At 57.0% G+C, this 21,411-nt stretch carries 18 protein-coding genes; 7 read left to right on the forward strand and 11 right to left on the reverse strand.

Features of this window, described 5'->3' with window-relative positions; all coding sequences use genetic code 11:
• Nucleotides 1-20: 20 nt before the first annotated feature.
• The 6 genes from GWR55_RS16950 to GWR55_RS16975 form a co-directional block, all read right to left on the reverse strand.
• Entirely contained in the window at nucleotides 21-2,573 is a 2,553-nt protein-coding gene (locus tag GWR55_RS16950; protein ID WP_202925529.1) for an ABC transporter permease, read from the reverse strand.
• Between the two features lie 37 nt (nucleotides 2,574-2,610).
• Nucleotides 2,611-2,970 carry a hypothetical protein gene (locus tag GWR55_RS16955; RefSeq protein WP_162403310.1) on the reverse strand — a complete coding sequence of 120 codons (360 nt, stop codon included), beginning with the start codon at nucleotides 2,968-2,970 and terminating at the stop codon, nucleotides 2,611-2,613.
• A 2-nt stretch (nucleotides 2,971-2,972) separates the two neighbouring features.
• Nucleotides 2,973-3,683, reverse strand: a complete 711-nt coding sequence (locus GWR55_RS16960) for an ABC transporter ATP-binding protein (protein WP_162403311.1) — start codon at nucleotides 3,681-3,683, stop codon at nucleotides 2,973-2,975.
• A gap of 29 nt (nucleotides 3,684-3,712) precedes the next feature.
• Complete coding sequence (locus tag GWR55_RS16965) at nucleotides 3,713-4,972, reverse strand: efflux RND transporter periplasmic adaptor subunit (protein ID WP_162403312.1); 1,260 nt, start codon at nucleotides 4,970-4,972, stop codon at nucleotides 3,713-3,715.
• A 149-nt stretch (nucleotides 4,973-5,121) separates the two neighbouring features.
• Nucleotides 5,122-5,985, reverse strand: coding sequence for an IclR family transcriptional regulator (locus tag GWR55_RS16970; protein WP_162403313.1), 864 nt, complete (start codon nucleotides 5,983-5,985; stop codon nucleotides 5,122-5,124).
• Between the two features lie 101 nt (nucleotides 5,986-6,086).
• Nucleotides 6,087-7,142 carry a ComEC/Rec2 family competence protein gene (locus tag GWR55_RS16975; protein ID WP_162403314.1) on the reverse strand — a complete coding sequence of 352 codons (1,056 nt, stop codon included), beginning with the start codon at nucleotides 7,140-7,142 and terminating at the stop codon, nucleotides 6,087-6,089.
• 292 nt (nucleotides 7,143-7,434) lie between these two features.
• On the opposite strand from GWR55_RS16975, the gene GWR55_RS16980 reads away from it, so the two are divergent.
• From GWR55_RS16980 to GWR55_RS16995, 4 genes are all read left to right on the forward strand, one after another.
• Nucleotides 7,435-8,583, forward strand: a complete 1,149-nt coding sequence (locus GWR55_RS16980; RefSeq protein ID WP_162403315.1) for a cellulase family glycosylhydrolase — start codon at nucleotides 7,435-7,437, stop codon at nucleotides 8,581-8,583.
• A gap of 278 nt (nucleotides 8,584-8,861) precedes the next feature.
• Nucleotides 8,862-9,002: a hypothetical protein gene (locus GWR55_RS16985; RefSeq protein WP_162403316.1), complete on the forward strand. Its 141-nt coding sequence runs from the start codon at nucleotides 8,862-8,864 to the stop codon at nucleotides 9,000-9,002.
• The gene (locus tag GWR55_RS16990; RefSeq protein ID WP_162403317.1) at nucleotides 8,980-10,167 is read left to right on the forward strand and encodes a sensor histidine kinase; all 1,188 of its coding nucleotides are present in this window, start codon (nucleotides 8,980-8,982) and stop codon (nucleotides 10,165-10,167) included. The genes GWR55_RS16985 and GWR55_RS16990 overlap by 23 nt, the downstream gene beginning before the upstream one ends.
• On the forward strand, nucleotides 10,167-10,919 hold the full coding sequence (locus GWR55_RS16995; protein ID WP_162403318.1) for a LytTR family DNA-binding domain-containing protein: 753 nt from the start codon (nucleotides 10,167-10,169) through the stop codon (nucleotides 10,917-10,919). Before GWR55_RS16990 ends, GWR55_RS16995 begins: the two co-directional genes overlap by 1 nt.
• 95 nt (nucleotides 10,920-11,014) lie before the next feature.
• On the opposite strand, the gene GWR55_RS17000 is transcribed toward GWR55_RS16995, so the two are convergent.
• The 4 genes from GWR55_RS17000 to bla all read right to left on the reverse strand — a co-directional run bounded on the left by GWR55_RS17000 (nucleotide 11,015) and on the right by bla (nucleotide 18,245).
• Complete coding sequence (locus GWR55_RS17000; RefSeq protein WP_238398487.1) at nucleotides 11,015-12,178, reverse strand: phosphatidylinositol-specific phospholipase C1-like protein; 1,164 nt, start codon at nucleotides 12,176-12,178, stop codon at nucleotides 11,015-11,017.
• A 93-nt stretch (nucleotides 12,179-12,271) separates the two neighbouring features.
• Nucleotides 12,272-15,736, reverse strand: a complete 3,465-nt coding sequence (locus tag GWR55_RS17005) for a carboxypeptidase regulatory-like domain-containing protein (RefSeq protein ID WP_162403319.1) — start codon at nucleotides 15,734-15,736, stop codon at nucleotides 12,272-12,274.
• A gap of 544 nt (nucleotides 15,737-16,280) precedes the next feature.
• Nucleotides 16,281-17,141 carry an inositol oxygenase family protein gene (locus GWR55_RS17010; RefSeq protein WP_202925530.1) on the reverse strand — a complete coding sequence of 287 codons (861 nt, stop codon included), beginning with the start codon at nucleotides 17,139-17,141 and terminating at the stop codon, nucleotides 16,281-16,283.
• 270 nt (nucleotides 17,142-17,411) lie between these two features.
• Nucleotides 17,412-18,245 carry a subclass B3 metallo-beta-lactamase gene (gene bla, locus GWR55_RS17015; RefSeq protein WP_162404066.1) on the reverse strand — a complete coding sequence of 278 codons (834 nt, stop codon included), beginning with the start codon at nucleotides 18,243-18,245 and terminating at the stop codon, nucleotides 17,412-17,414.
• A gap of 261 nt (nucleotides 18,246-18,506) precedes the next feature.
• Here bla and GWR55_RS17020 point away from each other — a divergent pair, with 261 nt between their 5' ends.
• Complete coding sequence (locus GWR55_RS17020) at nucleotides 18,507-19,421, forward strand: hypothetical protein (RefSeq protein ID WP_162403320.1); 915 nt, start codon at nucleotides 18,507-18,509, stop codon at nucleotides 19,419-19,421.
• A gap of 100 nt (nucleotides 19,422-19,521) precedes the next feature.
• Here GWR55_RS17020 and GWR55_RS17025 read toward each other — a convergent pair whose 3' ends face one another.
• Nucleotides 19,522-20,004 carry a VanZ family protein gene (locus GWR55_RS17025; protein WP_162403321.1) on the reverse strand — a complete coding sequence of 161 codons (483 nt, stop codon included), beginning with the start codon at nucleotides 20,002-20,004 and terminating at the stop codon, nucleotides 19,522-19,524.
• Nucleotides 20,005-20,565: 561 nt separating this feature from the next.
• Between GWR55_RS17025 and GWR55_RS17030 the strand changes: the two genes are divergently transcribed.
• Nucleotides 20,566-20,946 (forward strand): DinB family protein, encoded by a 381-nt coding sequence (locus tag GWR55_RS17030; RefSeq protein ID WP_238398489.1) that lies wholly within the window; start codon nucleotides 20,566-20,568, stop codon nucleotides 20,944-20,946.
• A 204-nt stretch (nucleotides 20,947-21,150) separates the two neighbouring features.
• Nucleotides 21,151-21,345 carry a hypothetical protein gene (locus tag GWR55_RS17035; RefSeq protein WP_162403322.1) on the forward strand — a complete coding sequence of 65 codons (195 nt, stop codon included), beginning with the start codon at nucleotides 21,151-21,153 and terminating at the stop codon, nucleotides 21,343-21,345.
• Nucleotides 21,346-21,411 lie beyond the last annotated feature (66 nt).

Genomic DNA, 21,411 nt, shown 5'->3' on the forward strand with positions numbered 1-21,411 from the left:
TTCCTTATCTGTAACGCTATTTACTCGGTTCGCAGCGCCTTCACCGGATCTGTCGATGCTGCCCGCTGAGCTGGAATCAGTCCGGCAGCGCAGGCTGCAGCGGCGAGTACAGCCACGGCAACAATCATGACAGTCGCATCGTGACCGCCTACCCCATAGAGCTGCGACTGCACAAACCGGGCGCACATCCAGGCGATCGGAATCCCAACGGCAAGTCCAATGCATGCCTGCAGCATTGCTTCGCGCATCACCATTCCCACTACGCTGCTGCGGTTCGCCCCCAGCGCCATGCGTACCCCAATCTCCGGCGTGCGCCGCGCGACGGAATACGCCGTGACTCCATACAGCCCTACCGAAGCCAGGATCAGCGCCAGCAGGCCGAACAGCAGCGTTAGCCGTGCAATCAGTCGTTCCTGGTTGAATTGGCCGTGAATCTGGCCCGCAAAGGTGTTGAAGTTCGTCAGCGTAAGGTTGGGATTGATGTTCGCCAGGGTGCGGCGAACCTGCGACTCCAGGCCTTCGACCGAACCTTTGGTCTGCAGCATGATGGCGCCGGCATACAGCGAACGAGTGTCGCCATCAGGGTCGGTGTGCGCCAGCTGCAGCAGCGGTCGGAAGTACATGGCCCGTGTCGGTCGCTTCAGGTCGTTGTACTTGATGTCCGATACGACTCCGACAATCTCCCAATCGCCCGCGCTCTTCATCCCCGAGATACCAAAGTGCGCGCCGAGGGGATTTTCTCCCTTGGGGAAGAACTTCTTCACAAAGGCCTCGTTCACTATGACCACAGGGGTCGAGGTGGCCGTGTCCTGCGGGGTGATGCCGCGACCGCGAATCACGCGATGGCCTACGATGTCGAAGTACTCCGGTCCTACGCGCAGCCATGAGGCGCCGACATTGGAGTTTGCGCCCGGCTCCGGCCGTCCCTGCAGAACCACACCCTCGCCCCAGTTGTTGCCTTCCAAAGGTGTGTACAGCGAAAGCGAAACGTGCTCGACGCCCGGCAACGCATGCAGGTCCTGTGTGATCTTGTCGTAGAGTCCCTGTAATTGCTCCGGCTTGTAACCGGCGTTTTCAGGGCTGAAGTGTGCCACCAGGCGATTGGTCGTCACGACACCGAAATCCTGATTCTCCAGCTTGCTCAGGCTTTTCGCCATCAATCCCGCACCCACCAGCAGTACCAGCGACAGGGCGGCCTGCAGAATCACCAGCGACCGTTGCACCCACCCGGAGCGGTCATTCGTCGTTCGATTCGATCCCCGCAGAGCATCTGCCGGCTGCGAGTGGGAAGTGACCCACGCCGGAGCCACACCGAAGATCAGTCCCGTCAGCAGCGACAGCCCTAAGGCGAATCCCAGCACGGGTAGCGATGGACTGGCTTCGATGGGAAGGTTGTGGGCGTGCGGAAACGCCATGGCCAGCAGGATGCGGGTCCCAGCATAGGCCACGAGGATCCCTGCAAGCCCCCCGAGACAGGACAGCACGATACTCTCGGTCAGCATCTGACGAATCAGCCGCGCTCGCTGCGCCCCCAGCGCCATGCGAATCGAAGTCTCCGCCTTGCGAGCCATGCCGCGCACCAGCACAAGATTCGCAATGTTTGCGCAGGCGATCAACAGCACCAGGGCCGAGATCGTGATCAGCATCCGCAACCCTGCGCCTACATCCTGCTGCATGTTTTCGATTCCGGCGCCGCCCGGGCTGAGCTTTACATGAGCATTTGCGAGGTTCTTGGCCTGGTCGGCTTTCTTATAGAGATCAAGGGTCGAAAGATAATTCCGCAGCGAAGCGCTCATCTTCGCCTGCAGCTGTGTGACGTCGGTGCCGGGTTTTATCCTTCCCAGCAGATAGAGCCAGTTCGCCCCCCGGTTATGAAGCAGGCTGGTCGGATGTGCCGGTCCGAGCTGTGGCTCGAGCACCATGGGAATGTAGAAATCCGGTGGCGCATCTGTCATGCGGTCGCCATAGAAGGCTGGAGGTGTAATGCCGAGGACCGTGACGGGATAGGTGTTCAGCACAAACGTGCTTCCCACGATGGAAGGATCTTCGGCGTAGTCGCGCTGCCAGGTCTGGTAGCTCATGACCACGCCCATCGGGGCTCCGGGCTTGTCGTCCGAAGGCACAATCAGTCGCCCCGCATAGGGCTTCAGTCCAAAGACCTGAAAATAATTTCCGGTGACCATCTCTCCGCGAGCGGCCTTTGGCAGGTCGCCCGGACGGCTGCTTCGTGCGGTGATGCCTCCCAGGCCATAGCCTGCCTGCATGGCGGCCAGATTCTCGAACTCCGACGTATTGTCGCGCAGATGCTCGTAAAGCTCGGAGGCAAAGATCGAATAGTCATTATCAGTTGGAACGCCGCCATTGACGCAGCAATCGCCACGATCGCCGACACGCACCAGCATCGAGGGATCGGCAACAGGAAGGTTCTTCATCAGAACGGCATGCACCAGCGTAAAGATCGCCGCATTTGCTCCGATGCCCAGGGCCAGCGTGATGACCGCTGTGATGGTGAATCCCGGCGCCTTCCGTAACTGGCGCAAAGCAAATCTCACGTCCTGAATCAATCGATTCATGGCCTTCTCCCTTCCTATGGGCGCCTGCCCGCTCTGGTCAGATCGCTATACGAACTTCCGGAGCGAAGGTGCGAAGTCTGTCAGGCTGCACGACACGCAACAGGGCATGCACAGTGGTCGCCGGTACGCTCAGCTCCATGGAGTAATCGCGCAACCCGACAATCACCGTTACCCCCGGAACATTTACCGGGCAATCGGACTGCGCATACATCCTGCGAATAGGGTCAAGCTGTGCCTCCGTCCTATGGGCAATCAGCTGTAAGCTATCTCCGTCGGCGCGGCAAAAGATCGCTCCCCGAACTCCGATGCACAACACAATCAGCAGCAGGACACATGCGGTAAACGCCGGCATCTCACGACGAATCTCTCTCGCTTCCTGAATCACTTCACGGATCATGACTATGCCTCCGCCATTAGCTGGCTCAGCTCTCCCTCTGCAACAACCTTGCCGTCGAACAGGTGAATCTGCCTCTCCGCATGCGCCGCAAACCGCGGATCATGTGTCACCATGCAGATCGTCGCGCCCTCGTCGTGCAGCTCTTTCAGCAGCTTCATCACAGCCTCGCCGTTCTTCGAATCCAGGTTTCCGGTAGGCTCATCGGCCAGCAGAATCGATGGCGAACCCGCCAGCGCTCTAGCAACCGCAACGCGCTGCTGCTGACCGCCGGAGAGCTGTGCCGGATAATGCCGCATGCGATGCGCCATGTTCACGCGCTCCAGCGACTCCTGCACTCTCTTCTTGCGCTCTGCTGCCGGCATACCGGTGCGATATGTCAGCGGCAGCTCGACATTTTCAGCAACGCTCAAATCGCCAATCAGGTTGAAGCTCTGGAAGATGAATCCGATCTCCTGGTTGCGAATGCGTGAGCGATCGGCAAAGTCGAGATTCGCGACCTCTTTGCCATTCAGCTGATACCGTCCCGCAGTCGGCGTATCCAGCAGGCCGATGATCGACAGCAGTGTCGACTTGCCGCAGCCCGACGGCCCTGACATCGCGACATACTCGCCACGCCCAATCTGCAGGTGCACGCCCGAAAGCGCATGCGTCTCAATCTCGTCGGTATAAAAGACCTTCGTCAGCTGCTCGATCTCGATAATCTGTTCCGCCATTCGCTCTCTCCTTTTGGTTGCGTCTGCCCTTACTCCAGGCGAATCCTGTCTGTGTTGTCCCATCGGCTCATGTCCGACAGAATGACCGTGTCTCCTGCCTGCAACCCTTCCAGCACCTGAATTGCATTGACTGAAGCCTTCCCGACCTTCACGGGGACCCTTACTGCCGTCTTGCCATCCGGGCTCAGCTTGAACAGGCTGATGGTGCTGTTTTCATTTCCAAATGCGGGCCGGCCTACGTACAGCACGTTCGCCATGCGATCCAGGTCGATCGTCCCGTCCACACTCAGGTCGGGCCGCGCTCCCTGCGGCAAAGTACCTGCCAGTTCTACGTCAACCGTCACGGTTCCGTTCACAACCGCGGGATCAATTCGCATCACCTTGCCCTCGATGACGCCGTTATGCGTGTCGATCTCCGATGGCTGGCCGATCTGGATATCCCTTGCCTGCGTCTCCGCAATCTTCAGGCTCGCCTTCAACTGGTCTGGCTGGACCACCTTCGCGAGAGTGGTTCCCGGTGCCACATGCTCACCCACCTGATGCGGAAGATCGACCAGAACACCGCTGATACCGGCCTTCACGCTCAAAGCATCCTGCTGCCTCTGCTTCAACGCCAGCAGAGCCTCCGCCTGCTCCACCTTGGTCTGCTGCACTGCAACTTGCGTCGCAATCGCCCTCTCATTGACCGTCAGGCGTTGTTTCTCAATGGAGTCGCGGGTCGTCAACTCGTCCGCCTTGCCCTTCGAGGCGTTGTAGGTCAGTCCGCTGATCACGCCAAGCTCGTAGAGCGACTTATCCGTCTGCGCCTGCAGCTTCGCCTGGTTATAGTCCGCCTGGACGGTGGCGGCCCCGGCCTTCTGGGTCATCAGGTCACTGTCCAGCTTCGCCTTCACATTCATCAGATCGGTCTGCGCCGCCTTCAGCTGAAGCTGCGCATCCAGCAACTCCTGCTGCAGCGTGGGATCCACCAGGTCCATGAGCACGGTGTTCGGCTCGACTTTAGCGCCTGGCAACACGCGGATGCGAACGACCGTCGCCTCGGTTTCAGCGGGAATCAGACGAATACGATCTTCACGGGGAACAAGAGAACCAGGTCCGCGAACCTGTCGCAGCAGGGGCCCTTGCTTGACCGTATCGGTCCACACCGTTGCGCGATCTACCGTGGGAGCTGCTGGCTTGAGCCGCGAGACGGCGAAGGCCGCCACTCCCAGCACAACTAAGCCGATTCCGCCAACGATCCACTGGCGTCGAATCTTCTTCCGCTTGATATCAGGTCTCTGGATGTCCATGACATACAGAACAATCGCAAGCGAAGTGCCAATCGGATTCTTTATTTTTCAGGTACTTACGAGGGCTAAACAAATCGAGGGTGTCCACCAGCCGAACAAAGTGTTCGTTTGCGGACACCGCTGGACAGATTTTGTCCCTGAAATCATCCTCAGGATGATCTTCTGGATCGCGGTTTCTTCTGTGGTGGGGCTTCCACTGGAGTCAGGTTGCTCTCCTCAGTGACAGCTCCCATGGCTTCGGAGATCTGCTGGCTTGCCTTCTGCAGGACTTCCACAACCTCGGGAACACCCACAGTATCTTCGATGCGTTTCACATAGGGGACCGTCAGGCCTGCGATGGCATTGCCCTGTGAGTTCAGAACCGGAAAGCTGATGTTCATCACCCCGGTAACCTCGTAGCTCGCCCGGCGCTCATAGCCCCGGCCGCGAATCTTCTCCAGATGCTCATCCAGGTCGGCAGGTTTTTTCTTTCCCGTCTCCCGCATCCATTCCTGGATCGCCCGCTCACATGAATCCTGGGACTGGTGAGCCAGGATGACGTGCCCTGTTGCAGCATGCATCAGGTCTACCTTGGACCCGACTTTGACATAGAAACCCGTGGACTCTGGTGAATCGACCTGGGCCAGGATGACGACATGGGCCCCGTCGAGAACTCCGAGATGGCACGACTGACGAAGCTCGTGCGCCAACTGGTGCATGACAGGGGTTGCCTCCATCACCATTCGTTTTGTCGGCGGATGCTCCTGCCCCAGCCGGAAGAGGCGAAGGGTCAGGTGATATCGGTCCTTGCTGGCCGACTGGGCAATGTACCCGCGATACTCCAGGCACAGCAGCATCCTGAAGATCTCTGACATGGTGCGGTTCAGACGGCGCGCTACTTCGCTCACCGTCATGCCCTCGGGATTCGCTGCGAACAGCTCGAGGATGTCCAGTCCCTTCTCCAGGGCTGGCGTCGGATAGTAGCGTTTTCCCTCTGGTTTTCCAGTTACGGTACGAGGTGCAGCGGATCGCATCTCACACAAGGTAACAAAAGCACTTCTGCCTGTCGAAGACTTCTCGCAATAAGAATTTCCGGTCGAGCCGTGCCGAGCCTACAGGAGCCGCGTCCCAATGCCTAATGGGCCGCGGACTCAGCAGCCGCATAGTGCTTTGTCGCCCCCGTCCGGGAGTTGAATACATCGAAGCTCCCGTCTCCGGGGCTCACCAGTTCGAGAAAGTGGCCTTCGTCCGGGCCTTCCAGGTTGGCGATGTACTGTTCCTCGGCATTGTGCGCCGTCCCTCCCTCCTCGGAAAAGTGAAGCTGCCACATCGTTTCAATTCCCGGTGCTTCGGCGACCGTATCCAGCACCGAGGCTGAGCCGCCTTTCCTGGCTCCGTTTTCCATTACCGCAACCCGGGCTCCCAGGGCGTCTATCATCGCCGGGCTCGAGCTGTGGTCCCATCCGTGATGCGAGACGACATAAGCGTCCACTCGTCCCAGTTTATTGACTGGGCACACCAGCTCCATCTCTTTATCCCAGGTCAAATCCCCCAGGTCCAGCAGCTTGAACTTGCCGAAAGTGATCTCAATGCCTACCGACCGCGCGTTTTCCGTTGTATCGGCAGGCTTGGTCTCTGCCCCTTTGCAGAACGGGTTTGCCGCCCCACCCTTCTCCAAAGGCCGTCGGATCAGGTTGCCGTCCGAGCTGACCACGACTGCCTTCATCCCCACGATGGGAAGAATATCTCCAGGCTTCACCTGCAGCCTTCTCAGCTTTTTAGATTCGATGGCCTTCTCGTACGCGGCATATCGTTGTTGGCCTGCAGGATCCAGCTCCCGGTTGGGTCCATGGTCAATCACTGCCCCAACGGGAACCTTCTCAAGAAGTGCAGGAAATCCGCCGACGTGATCCTCGTGGTAATGGGTGATCAGGACGTAGTCCAGTTTCGTGACCGCTGCGTCCTTCATGACGCTGGCGATCCTTTCCTGGTCCCGGCCATCGTTGCCTCCCCAGCCGGTGTCGACCAGCAGTGACTGTCCCGCAGGCGTGACAAAGAGCGTCGCCTGGCCACCCTCGACATCCGTAAAGTAAACTTTCAGCTTTCCGCCAACGCCCTTATGATTCTGGCCCCAGCAGAAGGCTCCAAACCACAGCAGTAGTACAAATAAACGTCCGTGCTGCCATCTCATCCTGCACAGTCCTTTCACCCCCCCGGCCTGCCTCTGCGTATCTGGCCAGGACTATCCCTCCCCTTTGAGATGCTCTCTTCCGAGGCTCTTGGTTTCAGCGCCGGCGCTCTTTCGAAGACCCTCTCCGGGGATAGTGTTCCGATAATTCCATCATCCTGCATTTTCGCCTAGTGCTTTCTTCAATTCCTTGCAGAACAAGAGTTAGCCGGGCTGCTCCCCTCTATAGAAAAGTGGTTCCAAGAGCTACATTTTGGGTTCGGAAGAGCAACTGCGGTTCGATATGATGGCCCGGATGCGAATTTACACTGCTCTGCTGCTCTCTGTGCTTTCTGGCGTCATTTCTTTTGCCCAGTCCCCGGCTGACTCGGGCCGCTGGACCGAACAGGCAGCGAACGCCTGGTACGCTCGCCAGCCCTGGCTGGTAGGGGCCAATTACGTCCCTTCTGATGCCATCAACCAGCTTGAGATGTTCCAGGAGGCCACTTTTAACCCGGATCTCAATGACCGGGAGCTGGGCCTGGCGGAATCCATCGGCATGAACACCATGCGGGTCTTTCTGCAGGATCAGCTTTGGCAGCAGGACCCCAAAGGATTTGTCCGGCGTCTGGACGCGTTCCTCGCCATCGCTTCCCGGCATCACATCCGCCCGATCCTCGTTCTCTTCGATTCCTGCTGGGAACCCAACCCCCATCTGGGTCCACAGCACCCGCCCATTCCGGGAGTCCACAACTCAGGCTGGGTCCAGAGCCCCGGAGGGAAGGAGCTTTCCGACCCTTCTTACGAGCCTAAGCTGAAGGAATATGTCGTCGGTGTCGTCTCAGCCTTTGCCAAGGACGACCGCGTGCTCGCCTGGGATATCTGGAATGAGCCCGACAACACCAACGGCGGCCGCTTTGACGAGCCGAAGAACAAGGTCGAGCTGGTCGAGGCGATGTTGCCCAAGGCCTTCTCCTGGGCGCGGTCCGCCCATCCCACCCAGCCGCTTACCAGTGGAGTGTGGGCTGGCAACTGGAGCGACCCCGCGAAGGAGAGCCCCGTCACGAAGATCCAGCTCGCCGAGAGCGACGTCATCAGCTTCCATAACTACGGCTGGCCCGAGGAGTTCGAAGCCCGGGTAAAATCACTTGAGCCCCTGCACCGGCCTATCATCTGCACCGAATACATGGCACGCGGAAGCGGAAGCACCTTCGATACCATCCTGCCCCTCGCCAAAAAACTAAACGTCGCGGCTATCAATTGGGGACTCGTGGCGGGCAAGACGCAAACCTATCTGCCGTGGGATTCCTGGCAGCATCCTTATGTCCTTTCGCAGCCGACCATCTGGTTCCACGAGGTCTTTCGGCACGACGGTACTCCCTACCGCCAGCGCGAGACCGATCTCATCCACGAGTTAACTGGCCGTGGCACAGGGATTGCCCCGAAGCAAGAGGCAGGCTCCTAGCCCCGTTCCTCAGGTTCATTTGTCAGACCAGCACTGGTAACGAATCCTTCGGGATTTGTGATCAGTGACGTGTCATGCCGTGGCCGAGGCCATTTAAGCTATCTCCGATACGCCTGCGGCTACTTTGACCGGATTGCGCACTCCCCGTTGGTGCGGAACCGGATCTGCTGCCCCTGGTCTGCCGACTTGGATCGTTGGATCGGGGACAAGAAGATCGAACAATCAGGTCTCCATTTCAGACTCTCCGCCGGCGTATTCCTCCAGGAGGAGTATCTGCAATGCGTTTGATGAAAAATCCCATCCTTATCTCGCTGGTGCTCTTTGCCGCCGTAGCCTATGCCCCGGCCAGTCATCTGGTCGCTTACGATGCCACATCCTGCAATGTGTGCCCTTCAGATGTTGCGGCAGGCATCCAATAGAAAGTCGAGGAACACGGCACTGACCTTTGCCCGCTGGAAGCATGAGATCTACAAGCCCGTCTGGATGCACCCGCTTATCTTTATCTCGGGGGCTACTGCGCTGGGGTTCCTTTTTGCGCTGCAGGACTGGAACAGCCGGATGCGGTTCTGGAACGAGTACAAGATCACACTGTCTCTTCTGCTGAAGGCATGGGGAGCGCAGTACTTTATCTGGGGTGTGCTCTGCTGGCTGCTCTGGTGGACGCTGCGCTCGAAGATCTACACAGCGAACTTGAAGACCATGCTGGTCGTCTTCTTTCCGTTGAGCCTGCTCGCCTGCGTGGTCGAGGAGATGATCTGGGTCGCACTCTTTCCCCATCTTCCGATGGGTAAGCCATTCATGCCGTTTTGGCAACGGCTGTCGTTCCATCTGGATGCGGAGCTGATCGACTCGCTCGTCCTCTTCTGGTCTGCCTTCTTTCTCTTTCGCGGAATCGGCTACTACCAGCGTTATCGCGAGAAGGAACGCATGGCGACCCAGCTGCAATCGCAACTGGTACAGGCACAAATGCGTGCTCTGCGTATGCAACTCAATCCCCACTTCCTCTTCAACACCATGAACGGAATCTCCAGCCTTATGAGGACTGATATTGCCGCGGCCGATCTCATGCTGGAACAACTCAGCCGGCTTCTGCGTATAACGTTGCATCGCGGGGAGGCCCAGTTCATCCCATTAAGCGACGAGATGGAATTTATTGAGATGTATCTGGCCATGCAGGACCGGAGATACGCCGGTCGCGTGCATCAGAAGATGTCGATTGATCCATCGGTGCACGATGCCATTGTTCCGACTATGATTCTTCAGCCCATCGTCGAAAACGCCTATGCACACGGCCTTTCAAGGCTTAGCGCGAATGGTGTGCTCTCGATCGAGGCAGAGTCGGAAGACTCCGTACTCCATCTCAGCGTTACCAATACCGGTCTCGGTCTGCATCCGCCGAATCGTTCGTCCAGTGGCAACGGTGTAGGTCTGACCAATGTTCAGGATCGCCTTCGTATGCATTATGGAGACGATCAGAGCCTCACAATCGCCGAGCTTGAGGGCGGCCTCGTTCAGGTTGTCATCAGGCTTCCGCTACGTTTCGCAACACGTCCAACAGAACAAACCACAGGATATGGTGTGTGATGATTCAGGCAGTCCTTGCTGACGATGAAGTCCTTGCACGGCAGAAGCTGCGGCAACTGCTGCGCGAGTTTCCCGAGATTGAAGTTGCAGGCGAAGGCGCAACTGCTGCTGAAACCATTGCGCTCGTGCGCGCCACAAAGCCGGATCTTCTCTTCCTCGATGTTCGCATGCCCGACATGGACGGCTTCGATGTCGTTGGTGAGCTCGCTGCCGCCGGCGATCCCGTCATGCCCTCCATCATCTTCACGACGGCATATGACAAGTACGCTCTCCGCGCCTTCGAGATTCATGCGGTCGACTACCTGCTGAAGCCTTTCACGCTCGATCGTTTTCGCTCAGCGACTCAGCGCGCGCTCGATCACATCCGGTCGTCGCGGCAACATCCGGATGCTGCCGCGAGAAAGAATCCCAAAGGAACTCCATACACCACGCGTATCGTCTTCAAATCCAAAGGGCGCATTCTCTTTCTTCCTGTCTCGGAGATATGTTGGATCGGCGCCGAGGAGAATTACGTTCGCATCTGTACCCAGTCGGAGACACACCTGCTGCGCGAGACGATGACGCGTCTTGAGGAGAAGCTTGACCCAACCACCTTTCTGCGGGTCCATCGCTCCTCCATCGTTAACCTGCAGTACGTCAAAGAGGTGCGGCCCGAGGTCGACGGCGAGTACGGCGTGCACCTGCTCAATGGCCAGAAAATTCCCATGAGCCGGACCTACCGTTCCCGCATAAAAAACTGGCTGGAGCGATAAGCCCCAGCCAATTCATCAGTCGTCCATCACGTGCCCCGTCTTCGGCGCTGCTTCACCGCGCCTAAGACCGGCCTTCGAGCGAAGCTCGAACCGCTCTATTTCTTCGCCATCGCACTTGCCGAAGGCTCCAGAAGCGAGTCCACGCAACCCCCCGGCTTGTTTACCGGATTGCATCGCGCGACCAGATCATCGGGAAACTTCACCACAAAGGACGTCCACTTCGAAGGCTCCGAAGGAGGATAGTCGGTGCTGATCATCTGCGCCCCGGTCGAGAGCGCAAGATCACGCCGCGTGGTGTCATTCGTGCGAGCCTGCTCCGTGCCCTCGTCCGTGCGTGTCCGCACCAGGTAGCCCTGTTTCACCAATGCGTCGATGGTCTCTTTGGAGCCATTGTTCTGCTCGGTAAAGGCAGCGTCCGGCTTGCCGGGCTCGGCGTTGGTGAAGAAGACACGTCCCTTGAGCGACGGATGGTTTTCGGTATAAATGCCCTCGACCTTGCGCTGATCCAGCAGGAAGATCACGCGTCCGCGGGCCTTCGCCAGCGTCGGCCATCCGCCTTTGCCGATAGCGTCAATGAGCGTTGCAGAGTGACCACGAACCTCGTCCGGCGTGATGTACTCGCCTGGCTTGAAGACCGAGCGCACCTCGGCATCGAGAGCGTCGAATACCTGCGGAGTGAATGGCTCGGTCGCCGGCATGCCTGGCCTCGGTTTTCCGCCATCGTCCTTCGTCTCCACCAGGATGAAAATCGGCAGATGCTGCGGGTGTTGCTGTGACCACTCCCGCACAACCATCATGCATTTGACGAAGGTGTGGCAGGTGCTCCGCTGATCGACTCCCTGCACATGCATCACCTTGAATCCCGGCTTATCCATCTCGTGATTCGGATCGAAGTTTGGATCCGCCGGCAGCCCTGCCTTCACTTCAGCATCGTCGATTGGAAGATGAGCATAATGCCCGCCCTTCGCGTCGGCGAAGACGTCAATCTCGATCTGCCGCACGCCGCCGTTAAGCTGGTCCGGAAGAGGAGCATGGCTGTAATCCAGCGCACGCAGCGCCTTTGGGTTCTTCATCTCGAGGTATTTGCGTTCGCTCGGCGCAAATCCGGAGTGATAGCTATTGTGCGATCCGATCACCTGAATCTCGTTCAGCCGCACAACCTTGTCCTGTGCTGCCTGTGTAAGCTGCTGCGCGGTCACGGTACTCGTGACTGCGGCCAGAGCGATCCACGCCATCCTGCTCGTTGCACTTCCAAACATCCTTTGCTCCTTCATCCGGTTCTGCTTCTGAAAAAAAACAACGGCGCCGTTCATAGAGACACGGCGCCGATCCGATCAGGAATACCAGGCCGCTTAGAAGATAATCTTCGCCGCGAGCTGAAGTTGACGAGCCGGGAACGCGCTCGTGATCTGTCCAAAGCTCGATCCGCCGAACGTGCTGTTCGGTGAAGAATAGTTCACCTTATTCAGCACGTTGAATGCCTCGGCGCGGAAGTCGAGGTTCGAGCTTTCGCTCCAGAGCGGAAACGCTTTGTGCAGGCCAAAGTCAGCCTGGTAGAAGGCATTCGAGCGCTCGGAGTTACGGCTGACATTGCCCCAGGGATTAGTGGTAGGCGCTGTCAGGTTCGTGCTGACAAAGTAGTTCTGCAGCGAGGTGGCAGTCTTCTTGCGGCCCGACGACGGTCCCTTGATCGGTCCATTGTTGACGCGGTTCGGACGATAGGTAACGATGTCGGAGACGTAGAGACCCGATGAGCTCGGGATCGAATAGGTGATATTGACTGGAAGGCCGCTGGTCATGGTGTTGATCAGCGTTACCTGCCACCCGCCGAGGACCGTGTTCATCATGCGTCCCGAGCCTCCACCCCAATGGCGCCCATGACCGTAAGGAAGGTCATAGACAACCGAGAGTGTGTCGGCCAGAGGCTGATCGTATCCGCCAGGACCGTAGTCGTTGCTGGGATTGGCATAATTCACACGCGAGTTGTCTCCGCCCGAGGTCTCAAGATGTCCCGACGAGATATCGAAGACCCGGCCGTAGGTAAACGAATTCAGCAGGTAAAGGCCCTTCGAAGCGCGCTTCTCCAGCTTGAACTGCAACGAATTGTAGTTGGCAGAACCGATGCCGTAGGCGATTTCGATTCCAGCGAAGTTTTTAATCGGACGACGCGACTGCAGGCTGCCGCAAGAGCCCGTCGTACAGGGAGTAGCCTGGTTGTAGTCGGCCAGTGTCTGCAGATGCGTGGACTTGTTGCCCACATAGGCGATATCAGCCACAAAGCCATGACCGAGCTGGCGCTGAATGCCAATCTGGTACTGCTGCACATAACCCGTCTTGAAGTCTCGCGGAATGTAGCGAGACAGCGCGTTGAGGGGGTTGAAGTAGGCAGGGCTGGTGAGGTTCTGGGCATAACCCTGTTGTGTCTGACGGAAGCACGATGACTGCAGCTGTGTGTCATCCGTGCAAAGCGTCGAAGGCGAAGGGAAGGTGCCCGACGAAGTGCCCTGCGTAATGCTCGCGTTGACCACATCCGGACCGTTGTAGGTCAGGTTGTTTTCGCCGCCGGCGCGGTTCCACTGTGAATAGACGATGCCATAGCCTGCGCGAAGAACCGTCTTGTCGTTAGCCGAGTAGGCAAGGCCGAAGCGCGGAGCCCAGTTGTTCTTAGGAGTATTTACCAGCGAGCGGCTATACACTCCACCGCTGCGGGCATGGATCAGCGAGTTGGTGCCGGGATCGAAGTTCGAGAGACGATTGTCTTTCTCATACTGCGGGGTGACGATCTCGTATCGCAGACCGGCGTTGATGGTCAGCTTGGGAGAAACCTTGATGTCATCCTGGAAGTACATGAAGTTATAACGCTGGCGCAGATGCACGATCGCATACGTGGTCAACGAATATTGAGAGCGGTTGCCGAACATAAAGTCTGCAAGATTCTGCGCCTGCTGTAACTGCGCGCCCAGGTTTGGAGCGCCCGCTGCGATCGCGGAGCAGTTAGCGCTGGTCGCATTGGAAGCGCAGCCGACCGTGTTGGCGGATGTTCCATTATTGGTGCTGGTATCTTTCGCAAACTGCCCGCTGTAGTTATCCTGTCCGTAGCTCGGATTGAAGTCATTGACCTCGGTGTTGACTGCCTGCCACTCATAGCCGAACTTCATCGAGTGCTTGCCCTTGATCCACGTGAAGTTTGCCTTCGGATTGTAGATCGTTGGGTTCTGGAACTGCGGATTCGACGACTGCGCTCCAAACTGCGAGAAGCCCGTCACAGACTGAGCATTCAAGGAACGGACGACCAGAGGATCTGTCGGCAGGCCATCGGTAATCCCGTTCTCGACCAACATCGAGCTCTGGCCTTGGCCAATGGGGAATTTTCCGCCGAGATTGCGCGACCATCCGAAGCGAATGTCGAGTAACTTGTTCGCCGAGATCGTCCAGGTGGCGCCTCCGGCGATATTGCGGTTCTGAATATTTACATTGCCATTAGAGTTTCCGCCTGCGCGTCCAGGAATTCCTGGAGGGTCGAAGAGGCTCTGGCGATGCTCGCTGTAGCGGCCGAAGATGGTCCAGTGATCATTGAAAGTATGGTCGACGCGTCCATCGCCCTTATCATCGTTGATCGTGCCGCGAGGTGTGATTGCGAAGTTGTTGGAGAGCAAGCCATTAGTGTTTGGGCTTGGGAGCGCTCCAAAGACAGCCTTGGCAAACGAAGTCATATCGGCAGTAGGAATCTGGCCCAGGTACTTCTGCCCCGTAATCGGATTCCGCAGCGGAATCGCGTTCGCCGGATTCGAGGGATCGTCGTTCAGATAAAAGAGACCGTTGCGCTGGTTTGTCGTCGGCAGGGTTGAGGTTGAGCTGGCATTGTTGAAGATGCGCCGCAGTCCCTCGTAGTCCACGAAGAAGAAGGTGTGGTCCTTCCAGATCGGTCCGCCAAAGGTTCCTCCGAACTGATTCTGGATGAACTTCGGCTTGCTTGCTCCCGGAGCCAGGAACGGCCCGATCGCGTTGAACACGGTGTTGCGGTTGTAATCCCACGCGCGTCCATGGAACTGGTTCGTGCCGCGCCGGATCGAAGCGTTGATCACCGCGCCGGTCGAGCGTCCATATTCTGCGGAGTAGTTGTTTGTCTCCACACGGAACTCGCTCATCGCGTCAGGCGACGGAGGAATGTTTTCGTTCGCGAAGCCCTGGTTCGAGGTGCCGTAGTTGTTATTATCCAGACCGTCCAGCAGGTAGTTGTTGAAGGCCGAGCGCTGTCCGTTGATGTTGAACGAACCCTCGCGGCTCGACGTTCCATTGTTCTCCAGCAGCGACTTGCGCGCGCCAGGAACCAGCAGAACCAGGTCCGCATACGAGCGGCCATTCAGCGGAAGATCTTCCACCTGCTTGGTACCGATCACGGTCGAATGCGAGCTGGTCTCCGTATCCAGAAGCTGCGCCGCCGAGGTCACCGTGACCTCCTCGGAGACCGATCCTGCCTGCAGCGTCACATCGACGCGCTGGCGGGCATTGGTCTGCACGACGAACGGCTCGGTTACCGCACGGCTGAAGCCCTGTGCCTCTGCGGTGACGGTATAGTTGCCAATCTGCACGCTCGGAAACTCGTACTTGCCCTCAGCATCCGTCGGCTTGCTCTGTGAAATTCCGGTCGCCGTATTCGTCAGCGTCACGTTGCTGCTGGGAATTGCCGCGCCCGAGCTGTCATGCACGTAACCAAGGACGGAAGCCGACTCGAACTGCGCCATCGCAGGTGCGCCGGTCAGCATCAGCAGCAATGCTGCCAACACTGAAACCCACGCCTTGGCTCTCGTGCTCATTCCTCCCACACGATTCTCTTGTTCGCAACCTGCGGGAGAGAGTTGGCGATTCGATAAAGCAGCGAATCTGTTCTCTTTTGGATTTTTCATAATGTGCCTCTCTAGCATGTCTATTACCCGTTACAGTCCTGTTCTCATTGCTTCGCCCCGGACTCTTGTGGCCCGCTGTGCGTCTGCTGCAGGGAAGCATCGACCATCCTGTTTTCTTTGGACCGGCAAAACACTATCCATTGCGGTAAAGCAATGTCAATGAAATTACGTCTACGGTACCGATAACGTAAATCCTGCCGGAATAATTGCCCAATTACAAGAAAACAAAGAATTTATTGGATAACAGTAACTTTTGGTTAGCGAAAACGCATAGCTTCACAGCAGAGATGTGTTTTCGCGAAATGAGCGTATGAATTCATCATGACGCTCCTATGTAAATTGCTGGTAAATAAGCGGTAACTCTCATCACAAAAACAGAAACCCCCGAGGCCTCTCTGGTGAGGACCCCGGGGGCTCTAGAATACCTTCTCGGACAACGTTCAGTACTGCATCGTTACCAGGCGATCTTCGCCGGAAAATATTCCGCAAACAGATCGTCGTAGTAAGGCTTCAACTCTTTGAGATTCGGCTTGGTGTGGCCCTTCGAGTACAGGTCATAGGGGTTGAACTTGTTGACCCAGTACAGGCTCTCTTTATCCTTCTCGTTCATCAGGTGCTGGTACGCTCCATGCCGGTGCCACGCATAGAACGAGTGGTACCGCAGCATCGCCAACGACGAATCCGGCAGGTAGTTCTTCATCACCTCGTAGATATAGCCGTCGTGACCGAACGACATATGCACGTTATCCAGGCCGCAGTTCGGCTCATAGATTCCGTACTTGGTGCTGTACACCGGGTGGTTCAAATCCGGGTTCGCCTTGAAGTACTCCGGAAACACAATCTGATCCGAATACGCGCAGCCCACCGGGAACGTATCCCCGACGACGCCCCACTGCGGCTCGCCGTACAGGCAAAGTACCTTGCCCAGGTCATGCACAAAGCCCGTCAGCACAAACCACCGCGGGTGCCCATCGGCGCGAATCGCCTCCGAGGTCTGCAGCAGGTGCTCAATCTGGGTCAGATCGGTATCAGGATCGCTGTCATCCACCAGCGTGTTCAGGTACTCCGCGGCCTCCCAGATCGACTTCATGCCACGCTTCAGGCCAAAGTACTCCTTCTCCTTGCCGATCACGTAGTCATGCGTCTGGTACTGGTGGTTCAGCCGGTAGAACTCGGCTACTCCGGGATTCGCCGTCTCGTCATACTGACGAAACTCCTGCTCGCTCTTGCCCTCCTGGTAGCGACCCTTCAGAAACTCGTCCCACTCCTCCATGTCTTTCCCGAGCGGAGCGTTCGTTGCAATTGTTGTGGCCATCTCATCCTCCAGGCGCAAGCCGTTCCAAGTTAGCGCTAACTATAGGATGCGCGCAGGACGATTGGCAAGTTAAAAATCGCAGCAACTCGTTCAAAACCTCTGAGCTTCGAAAAAACGCTTCCGAACTCTCGTCATTCTGAGCGAAGCGAAGAATCCCTGTATTTTGCTCGTAAAGCCACGACTGCATCAGGATGGAAAATCCGGTTCCAGCCGGCGGGTGCCCTACGTCTCGCCGTTGAAACGTGGGTTCCTCCTCTCCGATCCACAGATCTAACGCGTCGCCCCATCTCTCTGCCGAGCCAGCTCCTTCTCAAAAGTAGCCTTCCTTTCAGCCACATAGCTCGCATAACCCGCCGGATCGACAAACGCCATCCGGTCACCCGCCTTCAGCCGGACATACTTGGCCGTCATCCCGAAATAAGCCCCATGGGCCCCCAGGAACAGATCGCAGTGCAGCGACTCCAGCACCCGAAAGGTCTTCTCATAATCCGCCACGATCCCCGGATAGCTCGGCCTCCCCGCCAGCCGGAATCCCGGATTCACGTTCGGGCTCCCGACGATAACGGCATCGTAGCTCTTACCGTTATCGTTTACCTTCAGGGTCCAGGTCGTGCAGCCCTTCGTATGCCCCGGAGTCTTGTGGGCCACCAGCACAGCTCCGCCCAGCTTCACCTCATCGCCATCGTGCAGAACGCGGTCCACCTTCGCCGGCTTGTACCAGTTGCGGGGCTCCTTCCCGTAGGCGAAGTCGCTCTTCCCGCCGTCCTCCACCACGCCCACGTCGGCATCCATCACCATGTACTTCGCCCAGGTCATCTGCTTGATCGCTGCACTCCCCGCATCGTGGTCCCAGTGCGCATGGCTGATCAGCAGAATCTTGGTATCGCTGAACCTAAAGCCGAGCTTCTCCACGCTCGCCTTGATCTGCGGGACCGAGCTCTCAAGATTGCTGTTGATCAGGATGTTCCCCTCAGGAGTCACCACCAGGTACGACGCCAGATCCTTGCTGCCGACGTAATAAAGGTTCCCCATAATCCGAAACGGAGGAAAAGCCTCGGTCCACTCCGGATTCTGAGCACGGCTTCGCACCGTGAGCAGCAGCATGAAAGTCGGTAGAAGTACGGAAAGAGCCGCCAGCCGCAGGCGAAAGGCCGTTCGAGTCATCATTCGCCCAGCATGGCACGGTTTCCGAAGATTTCGCTGCTAACTTATGCCTCCTTGTTATCTCTCTCGATCCCGCCGTCGGCCATTATTTTGCCCGCACAACCATGGTTAGAAAGAAGAGCGTTTATCGGTACCGAACGAAATATGTAAACCTGTAACATACGGCGACTTCGTTCTTGCGACTAAAGGAGACATCCAGGAATGGCGAAGAGATTGACCCCGGCGGCGACAGTGGCTCTGAAAGAGGCCCTTTGCTCTATCTATTGGTATAAAGCTGACCTACGGGGCTTCTTGCAGCAATGCTTTCCAAATCGAAACCTGATCGCATCTCTAAACTGGGACAATTACAAACGTCAGATTGTCTCTGATCTCGTGGATCATCTAGTTAGGGACCAAGAGAAATATTTGATAGATTTGACCCGCCTTTGCACCGAAGTCTGCACGATCGGATCATTTGAGCACTTGGAACAGCTCGAAGGAGGCTCTGAAAAGGCTTCACGAGCCCAGTCAGCCGTGGCTCAACTCAGACGTCTTCTTGAGCCGCATGAGCAGATCAAAAAAGAGCAGGATGATTTGGTCGAGCGTCAAAAGAAAGCTACGGAAAAATTAAAAGCGAATGCTGCTGTGCGTGAAAAATTGGAGCAGCTAAAGGGACGATACATGTCCCTTGTTACTTCGACAAATCCCCAAACGCGCGGTTTTGAACTTGAGAGAGTGATGTACGACCTCTTCGAACTTTTCGATCTCGACCCCAAGGCATCTTTCCGTAATACTGGGGAACAGATCGACGGGGCATTCTCTCTTGCTAGTACAGACTTTCTATTTGAAGCCAAATGGCGTCAGGAACAGACAGATGCGGCTGACCTCGATGCATTTGGAGCGAAAGTACGAAGAAAACTTGAGAATACGCTTGGTGTATTCCTGTCAATAAATGGCTTTACACCTACCGGGATTGCAGCTCATTCGTCCGGCGGAGCAGTTATCGTTCTAATGGACGGAGCGGATCTGATGGCGGTTTTCGAAGAGAGGATCGATTTCGTGACGCTTTTGCTTAGAAAGAAACGTCATGCGGCCCAAACTGGAGAGATTTATCTTCCGATACACCAAATCCTCTAGGAACATCTCCTTCGCGTGGATCAGTCCTCATAAGGCTGTTTCTCGGAAGCAACCAAACCCCAATACGTCGCGGCCCTAACCTCCCACGCGGGGGCATTTCTCAGTGCTGAGGGCTCGACCTGGACGGAATTCGAGACTTGGGTTCAAACAGCGCAAACACTGCGAAGCCAAGCAGAACGCCGAATGCGTTCAGAAGCAGGTCGTCCACGTCGAAGATGCCTACACGGAAGACGACTTCCAACACCTCGCAACTTAGGCCAGAGCAAATTCCAAGGACGATTGCCTTTCGCCAGGTGTCGATGGGGAAGGCAAGCGGAGCCAGAAATCCGAGCGGCAGGAACAGGACGATGTTCCCGAGCAGGTTCACCATGGCAACTAAATGATTCCCACGCCCGGCAAGCTGAGTAGCAATCGTTTTGAACGGGACCAAGTTGCTAGGGCCGGTGTGGGTTCCGGCGAACCGAATCCTCATGTGCCCGATTGCGATCGTTGGGACAGCCTTGAAAACCACGAATCGAATCAAAAGGGCACTATAGCCCGTGAGAAGGATCGCTGCGAGCCAGTTCGTGCGTTTCACGTTCATGCCACTCCCCCTAAGACAAGCCGTGTACTTCACAAAGCACTTCGGCTCATCGTTCCACAATATGTCGGGACTGTCCGTATCGAGAAGTCGGCCGGGTGCCGGGTGCCTCATTCATGCAGCTTCATCGCATGAGTGGGGTATTCGAGCAAAGCTCGAACCGTCTTCCCCGACCAATCTCATAGCTGTCCCATACACATCAAATCCAATCGTGTCATCCTGAGCGAGCGCAGCGAGTCGAAGGATCTGCGGTTTTGTACTTAACCCCAGAAGCGACATCTCCACGATTCGTCACAATCTCCGGCGCGAAAACCTTCAACCCCATCCCATTCCAATTCTTTCCCTCCTAAACTGGCGTTCACGCACCACATCAGTTCGCATGGAGGTCCATCCGCACATGAAAAACTGGCACTCAGCCTTTCACTTGTCGTCATCAGTTGCCTTCCATTCGCTGCGCAGACTCCCGCACCGAAGCCGCCGCCCACCACCCTCAAAGGCGTCCTGCTCGAGCAGCTCCGCACCACCCACAACGCACAGGACTGGTTCGCCTCCGGCAACACCGCCATGCAGGGCCTCACCGCCGAGCAGGCCCGCTGGACCGACGGCAAGGGCAACCACTCCGTCGGCCAGCTCACCTATCACCTCGTCTTCTGGAACAAACGCGCTCTCGAGCGGTTCAAGGGGAAGACTCCCGACAAGTTCAGCGGCAACAACGACGAGACCTTCAACAACTTCACCGCAGAACAGTGGGCCGACATCGTCAAGCAGTTCGACCAGAACATGACCGAGTGGGAGAAGGCCGTCGAAGCAGCCGACGACGCCACCATCGCCAAAAACGCCTCCCTCATCGCCCACGTCGGCACCCACAACGCCTATCACATAGGCCAGATCGTCTTCGTCCGAAAAGAGCAGGGCGTCTGGGACCCCGCCAAAGGCGTCAAATAGCCGCCCGGATTGGACCGAAAGCACCACGCGAACAAATTGCCGCACGAACTAAAGTGCCACGCGAACGCCTTGCTTAAAGGCACGGCTTCAGCCGTGCCGCAAACCGTCGGAAATGCGGCTTTAGCCGCTGAGGTCTTTTTTTGTGCGTCGCACCCCTTCGGTTCCTGTCTGCTGGATTCCAAACTTGTACTCCGATAAGATCGGATGGCCATTCCTCGAGGACACATGCCTGAGCTCAATCACGGACACCATCACCCTGAAGGACACATTCCTCCATCCGATCTCCACAAAGAAAAGCGTCTTCTCGGATTCAAGCCGCTGCATGTCATTCTTGGAGCTCTGGTTCTCGTCGCAATCCTTATCATCTATCTGCTCTTAATTGCTCGCGCAGGCTATTAGGTATCCACATAGACCTGTAAAACGTGCGTGATCGATTTGAAGGAACCTCTAGCTGATGGTTGGAAT

Source organism: Edaphobacter sp. 12200R-103, assembly GCF_010093025.1.
In the GTDB taxonomy this organism is placed as follows: domain Bacteria; phylum Acidobacteriota; class Terriglobia; order Terriglobales; family Acidobacteriaceae; genus Edaphobacter.

Coding starts and splice junctions, on each gene's coding strand:
- GWR55_RS16950 (WP_202925529.1), bottom strand. CDS start 2,573: ATGAATCGATTGATTCAGGACGTGAGATTTGCTTTGCGCCAGTTACGG.
- GWR55_RS16955 (WP_162403310.1), bottom strand. CDS start 2,970: ATGATCCGTGAAGTGATTCAGGAAGCGAGAGAGATTCGTCGTGAGATG.
- GWR55_RS16960 (WP_162403311.1), bottom strand. CDS start 3,683: ATGGCGGAACAGATTATCGAGATCGAGCAGCTGACGAAGGTCTTTTAT.
- GWR55_RS16965 (WP_162403312.1), bottom strand. CDS start 4,972: ATGGACATCCAGAGACCTGATATCAAGCGGAAGAAGATTCGACGCCAG.
- GWR55_RS16970 (WP_162403313.1), bottom strand. CDS start 5,985: ATGCGATCCGCTGCACCTCGTACCGTAACTGGAAAACCAGAGGGAAAA.
- GWR55_RS16975 (WP_162403314.1), bottom strand. CDS start 7,142: ATGAGATGGCAGCACGGACGTTTATTTGTACTACTGCTGTGGTTTGGA.
- GWR55_RS16980 (WP_162403315.1), top strand. CDS start 7,435: ATGCGAATTTACACTGCTCTGCTGCTCTCTGTGCTTTCTGGCGTCATT.
- GWR55_RS16985 (WP_162403316.1), top strand. CDS start 8,862: ATGCGTTTGATGAAAAATCCCATCCTTATCTCGCTGGTGCTCTTTGCC.
- GWR55_RS16990 (WP_162403317.1), top strand. CDS start 8,980: ATGTTGCGGCAGGCATCCAATAGAAAGTCGAGGAACACGGCACTGACC.
- GWR55_RS16995 (WP_162403318.1), top strand. CDS start 10,167: ATGATTCAGGCAGTCCTTGCTGACGATGAAGTCCTTGCACGGCAGAAG.
- GWR55_RS17000 (WP_238398487.1), bottom strand. CDS start 12,178: ATGTTTGGAAGTGCAACGAGCAGGATGGCGTGGATCGCTCTGGCCGCA.
- GWR55_RS17005 (WP_162403319.1), bottom strand. CDS start 15,736: ATGAGCACGAGAGCCAAGGCGTGGGTTTCAGTGTTGGCAGCATTGCTG.
- GWR55_RS17010 (WP_202925530.1), bottom strand. CDS start 17,141: ATGGCCACAACAATTGCAACGAACGCTCCGCTCGGGAAAGACATGGAG.
- bla (WP_162404066.1), bottom strand. CDS start 18,245: ATGCTGCTGCTCACGGTGCGAAGCCGTGCTCAGAATCCGGAGTGGACC.
- GWR55_RS17020 (WP_162403320.1), top strand. CDS start 18,507: ATGGCGAAGAGATTGACCCCGGCGGCGACAGTGGCTCTGAAAGAGGCC.
- GWR55_RS17025 (WP_162403321.1), bottom strand. CDS start 20,004: ATGAACGTGAAACGCACGAACTGGCTCGCAGCGATCCTTCTCACGGGC.
- GWR55_RS17030 (WP_238398489.1), top strand. CDS start 20,566: ATGCAGGGCCTCACCGCCGAGCAGGCCCGCTGGACCGACGGCAAGGGC.
- GWR55_RS17035 (WP_162403322.1), top strand. CDS start 21,151: ATGGCCATTCCTCGAGGACACATGCCTGAGCTCAATCACGGACACCAT.